We start from the raw sequence: 6,412 nt of genomic DNA, 5'->3' as shown, positions 1-6,412 counted from the left end.
GCCGCAGGTTGGCCAACGGGTCGCGGTGCGGCCGGCCTTGACGTGCGGGCGGTGCGAGCCGTGTCAGCGGGGAGCGTCGCACCGGTGCGCGGCGCGCAAACGGTTGGGATACGAGCTTCCTGGCGGGCTCGCCGAGTTCATGGTCGCGCCGAGCGCGAACGCCTATGCGATCCCCGCCGGTGTCGATCGTGAGAGCGCGGCTCTGACCGAACCGCTGACCGTGGCGGTGCATGCGGTGAACAAGGTCGATGTTCGGGCGGGTAGCCGCGTCGCCGTTGTCGGCCCCGGCGCGATCGGCTTGCTCGCGATGCAGCTTCTGAAAGGACGCGGTGCGGGCGAGGTACTCGTCGTCGGAACGGAGTCGGACGCCGCGGGCGGCGGGCTCGCGCTGGCCGACTCCTTCGGAGGACGCGGTATGCTCACGTCCGAGGCCGCGCGAGCCGCGGGCAGCTGCGAGGTCGTGATCGTGACGGCAGGCGCCCGACCGGCGCTAGATCAGGCGTTCGATCTCGTGACCAAAGGCGGGACTGTCTGTGTCATCGCGCTGGGCATCGGTGCCCACGCGCTCGACGTCGACAGCGTCGTGCGGTCCGAGGTGCATCTTCTCGGATCGTTCGGAAGCGTTCAGGGCGACTGGCTTGACGCGCTCGAGCTGCTCGGCAGCGGTCTGGTGCGCGGCGATGGCATCGTGTCCGACTGGTTGCCCATCAGCGAAACGGAGGCGGGATTCGAGAAGCTCGTCAATCGCGCAGCGCGCAAAGTCGTCGTCGTTCCCGACAATGAACAGAGGCGAGCATGACGATGTCTCTCGGCGAATCAGCGATCGTGACGGGAGCGGCAGGCGGGTTGGGGACGGCGATCGCCCGCGCGCTGGTCGAATCGGGACGCGTTGTTGTCGGCCTGGACCGCGATGCGTCGGGCCTCGAGGTCGTCCGCGGAGAGCTGCCTGACGGCGCTTTCCTTCCGGCCGTCGGCGACGTCACGTCAGAGGAGTCCTGGGCGCATGCCGTCGAGCAAGCCGAGGAAGTGGGCCGCACGGCGGTGCTCGTCAACAACGCCGGCATCTCGCCGAAGCGAGACGGCATGCGCGTGCCGGGCCTCGAGACCGACCTTGAGATGTGGCGCCAGGTGATGGATATCAATCTCACGAGCGCATTTCTCGGAATCCGTGCGGCGGCGCCAGCAATGCAGCGGCACGGCAGCGGGCGAATCGTGAACATCGCATCGATGGCGGGGCGCACGCTCGCGAAGCTCGCGGGGATCCCCTACTCCGTGTCGAAGGCCGGCATGCTGGGACTCACGCGCGCGTTCGCGGGGGAGCTCGGGCCCGCAGGCATCACGGTCAATGCCGTCGCCCCCGGGCGAATCGCGACTGCGATGCTCGCAGCCGGCGCAACGTCAATGAACGCCGATATTCTCGAGCAGATCCCAGCGCGCCGGTTCGGGGACCCCGAGGACATCGCAGATACTGTGCGCTTCCTCGCGAGCCCCGAAGCAAGCTTCATCACGGGCGTCTGCGTCGACGTGAACGGTGGGCAGTTCATGGCGTGACGCGAGCTGAGCTTGGACGCCCTCGCACCATGGCTCGGATCGCGAGCCGCCCGCCATCCACATTGATGAGCTGGCCTGTCATGTACGCCGACGCATCGCCGAGCAGATAGACAGCGGTACCGTCTGCCCTCGGCCAGACCGTTCGTGCGGCAGGCCCTGGTGGGCCTCGTCCTTTTCGACGGCGGCGGTGGCCGGCTCCCAGAACCGGACCGTATCGTCGTGACCGACCGAAAATGCAGGCAGAACAGGAGATCCCCATGGAACACCATTCGGTGAGCCGCCGCACCGTTACGGTCGGCGGCACCGAACTGTCCTACCTCACCAGTGGAGACCCAGACACTCCGCCCTTACTGCTGTTGCACGGCACTTTCTGGAGCCGGCTCTGGGCACCGGTCCTGCCCGAGCTGGGCCATGTTGCCCGGTGCATCGCCCTAGATCTTCCCGGATTCGGCACCAGTGCCGGAGAGCTCACCCCCGAGCGCGCGACCGTCCCGGCACTGGCGCAGACGGTACTGGATACCGCCGACGCCTTGGGCCTGGGCACCTTCGATGTGGCCGGTCACGACATCGGTGGCGGCATCGCCCAGCATCTCGCCGCCACTAGTAGCCGTGTCCGCAGGATGGTGCTGATGAATGCGGTCATGTTCGACTCTTGGCCGGTGCCTGCCGTCGAACGCTTCCGCGACCGGCAAGTACGGGAAGCCATCAGCGTCGACGGCCTCCTCGAGGCGCGCGCCACCTCCATGCGGGGCAGCGTCCAGCGCACTCTGAGCGATGCGGAGTTGGCCGACTACCTCAGCCCCTGGCATGACCCCGCCCGGGTGCGATCCTGGACGGCGATGGCCGCGGCTGCCGACGCCCGGTACACCTTGGCTCTGGTTCCCGCCCTGAAGAAGGCCGCCATCCCGACCCGGCTGGTGTGGGGCCGTGACGATGACTTCCAGAAGGTCCATTACGCCCGCCGCTACGCTGCCGAGATTCCGGCCGCAGACCTGGTCGAGGTTGACGGAAAGCACATTCCCACCGAAGATTCTCCCCACGAGGTCGCACAGGCGATCCGGGATCACATCACTGAGAGACTGTGAGGGTCACATGTCTCCCGGCAGATTCCGTGGACGAGACAGTCCTGACCAAGAAGACTGCCGCTTAGTGGTGAGCGCGACAGCGACAGCGGAGACTACGGGCGGTGGGACTCTCTTTCTTTGCTACTGGAACGGAAGAATTTTAGGACTAGTTCCAGGGGCAAAGCATCCACCGCCGATCGAGACGACCGCGTTTGGGCTCCTAGGGGAGGTGCTTGGCGATGACTTTTGACGCGGGGCGCTGCCTGCAGTCAGCGGGTGGCGGTCTGCATTCTTCCCAGGAGCCCGCGGTAGCTGCGGTGCACATTGATAGCGGCCAGCGTTGCCACGATTGCCTTCAGGAGGTCCCCGGGAATGAACGCGAGGGAACCTAGGGCCGAGGTAGACAGCGGCAGACCAGTGATCATGGCCGTCCAGGGCACCCCAAAGGCGTAGATCACCCCGATGCCGCCCAAGACCACGCTGAGTAGCACTGCGATGAATTGGGCAGCACGGCCGGTCCGCTTCAGTGCCCAGTACTTGACCAGCAGCCCGATGACCAGGGCGGCGGGGATCCAACCGATGAGGTAGCCGCCCGTCGGGCCCAGGAATACCCCGAGACCGCCCCTGCCCCCGGCCAGCAGCGGTAGCCCTGCCAGCACCAAGGCCTGTAGGACGATGACGGCGAGCATTCCGCGCATAGGCCCAAGCAGCGCGCCGGCGAGAATTACGCCCAAGGTCTGCAGGGTGATGGGCACTGGGATGATGCCGATCGTGATCGGCGGGACCAAGCCGAGGGCGGCGATCACGGCGGCGAAAACGGCCACGAGGACCGTGTTGTGGGTGGTCTGCGAGGTGTCGGGGGACATAAGGGTCCTTCAGATGGGGATGAGCAACTGGGATGGGACTAGGTTCAGGCGGAGGTGTGCTGGGTTGTGCGCGGTCGAGGTGGCGCCGAGTCGTAGCACCGGGCGTCGAGGGCCAAGGCGATCTCCTGGGCAGACTCGAGAGTTCGTACGAGCAGGGGAACCAGCACGGCCAGGGGGTTGTGATCCAGGCCGCGGGCGAACTGGGCTTCGCGGACCTCGAGATACTGGTGGCGGATCTCCGGAATGAACCGCACCGTCATCGACAGGGCCAGGCTCATCTGGGCTGGGTTCAACCCGAAGCGCCGGGTCGGTGCCAGGACCCGTTCGAACAGGGCGAGCATCGCGCTGAACGTCGTGCTTAGGCTGACGGCGTAGGCGAACAGGCAGAGGTTGAGCAGCCGTAGAGCCGAGACCGCGGCCGCCTCCCATCCGGTGGTGAGCCCCAGGGCGGTGAAGACGATTCCAGCCATGACGAGAAGCCCAGTCAGGATCCTCATCAGGCGGACGAACGGGGTTCCGGTGAGCAAGGCTGCGACCACGGCTAGGACGAGGACCGCGACCTGAACGGCCAAGTGTGCCACAGCGTAGATGCCGAGACTGGCCAAGCATAGGAAGGCGAACTTCCAGCCGGCCGGGATGCAAGTCAGGACTGAGGTGGACTTTGTCATCAGTCGCTGATTCCGCAGTAGAATTCCGCGGCGGCCCCGGGGGGTCCATCGAAGGCGACCCGCCCCTTGTGCACCACCAAGACGCGTTGGAAGTCGTCGATCAGATCGAGATCGTGGGTCACTACGATGGCCCGCTGGTCAAGGTCGCCGATGGCGGCTTGGAGCCGGCGCCGGTTGCGCCGATCCAGCATGGTGGTCGGTTCGTCGAACACGATCGTGGACGGCTCCATGACCAGCACTGAGGCAAGGGCGACCATCTGCTTCTCCCCGCCAGACAAGGCGTAGCACTCTCGATCGCGTAGGTGAGGAATGCCCAGGCGTTCCAGGATCCCGTCAACCCGGGTCGCGAGCTCGGTTCCGCTCAAACCCAAGTTCTTCGCGCCGAAGGCGAGATCCTCGGCCACCAGCGGCATCACGATCTGGTTCTCGGGGTTCTGGAAGACGAACCCCACCTGGCGCCGGATCCGCTTTGCGTCCTTTGCGGTGGTCAGCTCGCCCACCTGGACCGTGCCCCGGGTGGGCAGCAGCAAACCGTTGAGGAGGCGCACCAAGGTAGACTTGCCCGAGCCGTTGAGCCCGATCACCGCGATGCGGTGATCGTTCAGGCACAGGTCGAGGTTGCGCAGGATCTCTTGGCCCTCCCTGATGACGGAGACGCCCGTCAGCCGGATGCCAGGGTGCTGAGGCGCTGAAGTCCCCGCGGGCTGATCGTGGCGCAAGGGATTCCGGAGCGATTGCTTGATCGACACCTTAAGCGTTCTCCTGGTGGGTCTCTGTGATGAAGTACAGCTGTGAGTGCAGACGGCATCCCGGATTGAACTCTGCGGCGCACCGCGGACAACCGTTCACCGCAAGGTAGTCGCGGATGGACAGTTCGCTATTGCAGACCCCGCAGAGAACGGCCGTGATGTGGTGCTCGTCGGCCGGCCACTGAACCGCCGAATGACCCGCGCTCTCCTGATGGCATAGATGACAGGGGTAGTACTGGCGGCAGCAGCGGAACTTGATCGCGACCACATCCAGTGGCGTGCGGTAGTGGACGCACCGTGTTTGGTCATCGACGGGGCTGCCCAGAACCCGTCGCACCGTCATCTTCTCTCGCTCCGGCAGGAGCCACAGCGCTGCAAATTCTGTTCTAGCGGCACGAGTGTCCCTTACTTACGTGTTTCATTAATCTGTGACGCCCGTAGACCCACGCAATATAAGTTCCGTCGGGAAACGTTTTTGTTCTACCTCGGCGTCGGGGTTGTCGATTCGAGCGAGGAGAGTCTGAAGCGACACTTTGGCCATTTGCTTTATGGGTTGCCGGACTGTCGTGAGGTCAAGCACTTTCCACGCCGACATCGGGATATCGTCATAGCCGGCAACCCACAGGTCTTCGGGCACACGCAAGCCACGCTCTTTTGCCGCGTCGATGACGCCAAACGCGACGATGTCCGTCGTGCAGAAGATCGCATGCGGCGGGTCATCTGCGAGCAACAGCCTTCCGGCGTCGAGGCCCGCCTCATGGGTGAATTCTGTCTCGGGGGCGCGAGCAAGGGGGATGCCGATTCCCGCGTCGGCGAAGGCATCCACGAATCCTTTGCGTCTTTCGCGTCCCGTGCTGATCCCCGGTCCGCCGCCGACGACGGCGACGTCCGTGCGGCCATGAGCGAGGAAATAGGTTGCGACGGCCGCGCCACCGCCAACGTTGTCTCCGGTGACCTGATCGCTAGTGACCCCCTCCAAACTACGGTTGACGAGGACGACTGGAAGTCCCATATCGAGCGCAGTGCGCAACGCCTTTGAATCCCGGGTTGCGGTGGTGAAGATCAGTCCGTCGACAAGCTTGGAGCGGATGGCCTCGATCGCTGCCTGTTCGCTGTTTTCGCCCTCGGACACCCAGAAATTGGTTCGGAGGCCCGCAAGGCCGATCTCCCTAGCCAGTGCATACATCATCTCGGGATACCAGGGGTTGGTGATTTCGCCAGCGATGACACCGATCGTCCCCGACCGCCGGGTACGCATTGCGCGTGCCTGCGCGTTCGGCACGTAGCCGAACTTGGTCATAGCTTCCTCGACCCGGCGACGGTTCTCTTCGCTGACGCGCGTCGATCCCTGCACGACCCGTGAGACGGTGGACTGCGATACGCCGGCTAGCCGTGCGATCTCCCTGCCAGTCAGCATATCCCTCATCTCCCATGACGGAAAGTGTCACATTCGCCTTATTATCCGAGCCTACTGATGAATGCCGAAGATCCACGCGGGAGGGCCGTACTGCTGT

Annotated in this window: 8 protein-coding genes; 3 read left to right on the top strand and 5 right to left on the bottom strand. The window is 64.9% G+C overall.

Features of this window, described 5'->3' with window-relative positions:
- From AC5RW2_RS39640 to AC5RW2_RS39630, 3 genes are all read left to right on the top strand, one after another.
- A partial coding sequence (locus AC5RW2_RS39640; RefSeq protein WP_494075212.1) for a zinc-dependent alcohol dehydrogenase occupies window positions 1–799 on the top strand: 799 nt, incomplete at its 5' end.
- A complete protein-coding gene (locus AC5RW2_RS39635; RefSeq protein WP_494032598.1) occupies window positions 796–1,551 on the top strand; it encodes an SDR family NAD(P)-dependent oxidoreductase in 756 nt (251 codons plus the stop codon). The genes AC5RW2_RS39640 and AC5RW2_RS39635, both read left to right, overlap by 4 nt.
- A 257-nt stretch (window positions 1,552–1,808) precedes the next feature.
- Window positions 1,809–2,636 carry an alpha/beta fold hydrolase gene (locus AC5RW2_RS39630; RefSeq protein WP_494032597.1) on the top strand — a complete coding sequence of 276 codons (828 nt, stop codon included), beginning with the start codon at window positions 1,809–1,811 and terminating at the stop codon, window positions 2,634–2,636.
- A 248-nt stretch (window positions 2,637–2,884) separates the two neighbouring features.
- Here AC5RW2_RS39630 and AC5RW2_RS39625 read toward each other — a convergent pair whose 3' ends face one another.
- From AC5RW2_RS39625 to AC5RW2_RS39605, 5 genes are all read right to left on the bottom strand, one after another.
- The gene (locus tag AC5RW2_RS39625; RefSeq protein ID WP_494032596.1) at window positions 2,885–3,481 is read right to left on the bottom strand and encodes a biotin transporter BioY; all 597 of its coding nucleotides are present in this window, start codon (window positions 3,479–3,481) and stop codon (window positions 2,885–2,887) included.
- A 44-nt stretch (window positions 3,482–3,525) separates the two neighbouring features.
- Window positions 3,526–4,149: an energy-coupling factor transporter transmembrane component T family protein gene (locus AC5RW2_RS39620; protein WP_494032595.1), complete on the bottom strand. Its 624-nt coding sequence runs from the start codon at window positions 4,147–4,149 to the stop codon at window positions 3,526–3,528.
- Window positions 4,149–4,898, bottom strand: coding sequence for an energy-coupling factor ABC transporter ATP-binding protein (locus tag AC5RW2_RS39615; RefSeq protein ID WP_494032594.1), 750 nt, complete (start codon window positions 4,896–4,898; stop codon window positions 4,149–4,151). The genes AC5RW2_RS39620 and AC5RW2_RS39615 overlap by 1 nt, the downstream gene beginning before the upstream one ends.
- Window position 4,899: 1 nt before the next feature.
- Window positions 4,900–5,241 carry a CHY zinc finger protein gene (locus tag AC5RW2_RS39610; RefSeq protein WP_494032593.1) on the bottom strand — a complete coding sequence of 114 codons (342 nt, stop codon included), beginning with the start codon at window positions 5,239–5,241 and terminating at the stop codon, window positions 4,900–4,902.
- A gap of 78 nt (window positions 5,242–5,319) precedes the next feature.
- Window positions 5,320–6,315: a LacI family DNA-binding transcriptional regulator gene (locus AC5RW2_RS39605; RefSeq protein ID WP_494032592.1), complete on the bottom strand. Its 996-nt coding sequence runs from the start codon at window positions 6,313–6,315 to the stop codon at window positions 5,320–5,322.
- Window positions 6,316–6,412 lie beyond the last annotated feature (97 nt).

It is taken from the genome of Arthrobacter sp. B0316-1-20 (genome assembly GCF_059091865.1).
This window is presented reverse-complemented; position numbering and strand designations above follow the sequence as displayed.

Bases quoted from the DNA above. Each gene is read 5' to 3' on its own strand.
- AC5RW2_RS39605 (WP_494032592.1), bottom strand. From the start codon at position 6,315: ATGCTGACTGGCAGGGAGATCGCACGGCTAGCCGGCGTATCGCAGTCC.
- AC5RW2_RS39620 (WP_494032595.1), bottom strand. From the start codon at position 4,149: ATGACAAAGTCCACCTCAGTCCTGACTTGCATCCCGGCCGGCTGGAAG.
- AC5RW2_RS39635 (WP_494032598.1), top strand. From the start codon at position 796: ATGACGATGTCTCTCGGCGAATCAGCGATCGTGACGGGAGCGGCAGGC.
- AC5RW2_RS39610 (WP_494032593.1), bottom strand. From the start codon at position 5,241: ATGACGGTGCGACGGGTTCTGGGCAGCCCCGTCGATGACCAAACACGG.
- AC5RW2_RS39630 (WP_494032597.1), top strand. From the start codon at position 1,809: ATGGAACACCATTCGGTGAGCCGCCGCACCGTTACGGTCGGCGGCACC.
- AC5RW2_RS39625 (WP_494032596.1), bottom strand. From the start codon at position 3,481: ATGTCCCCCGACACCTCGCAGACCACCCACAACACGGTCCTCGTGGCC.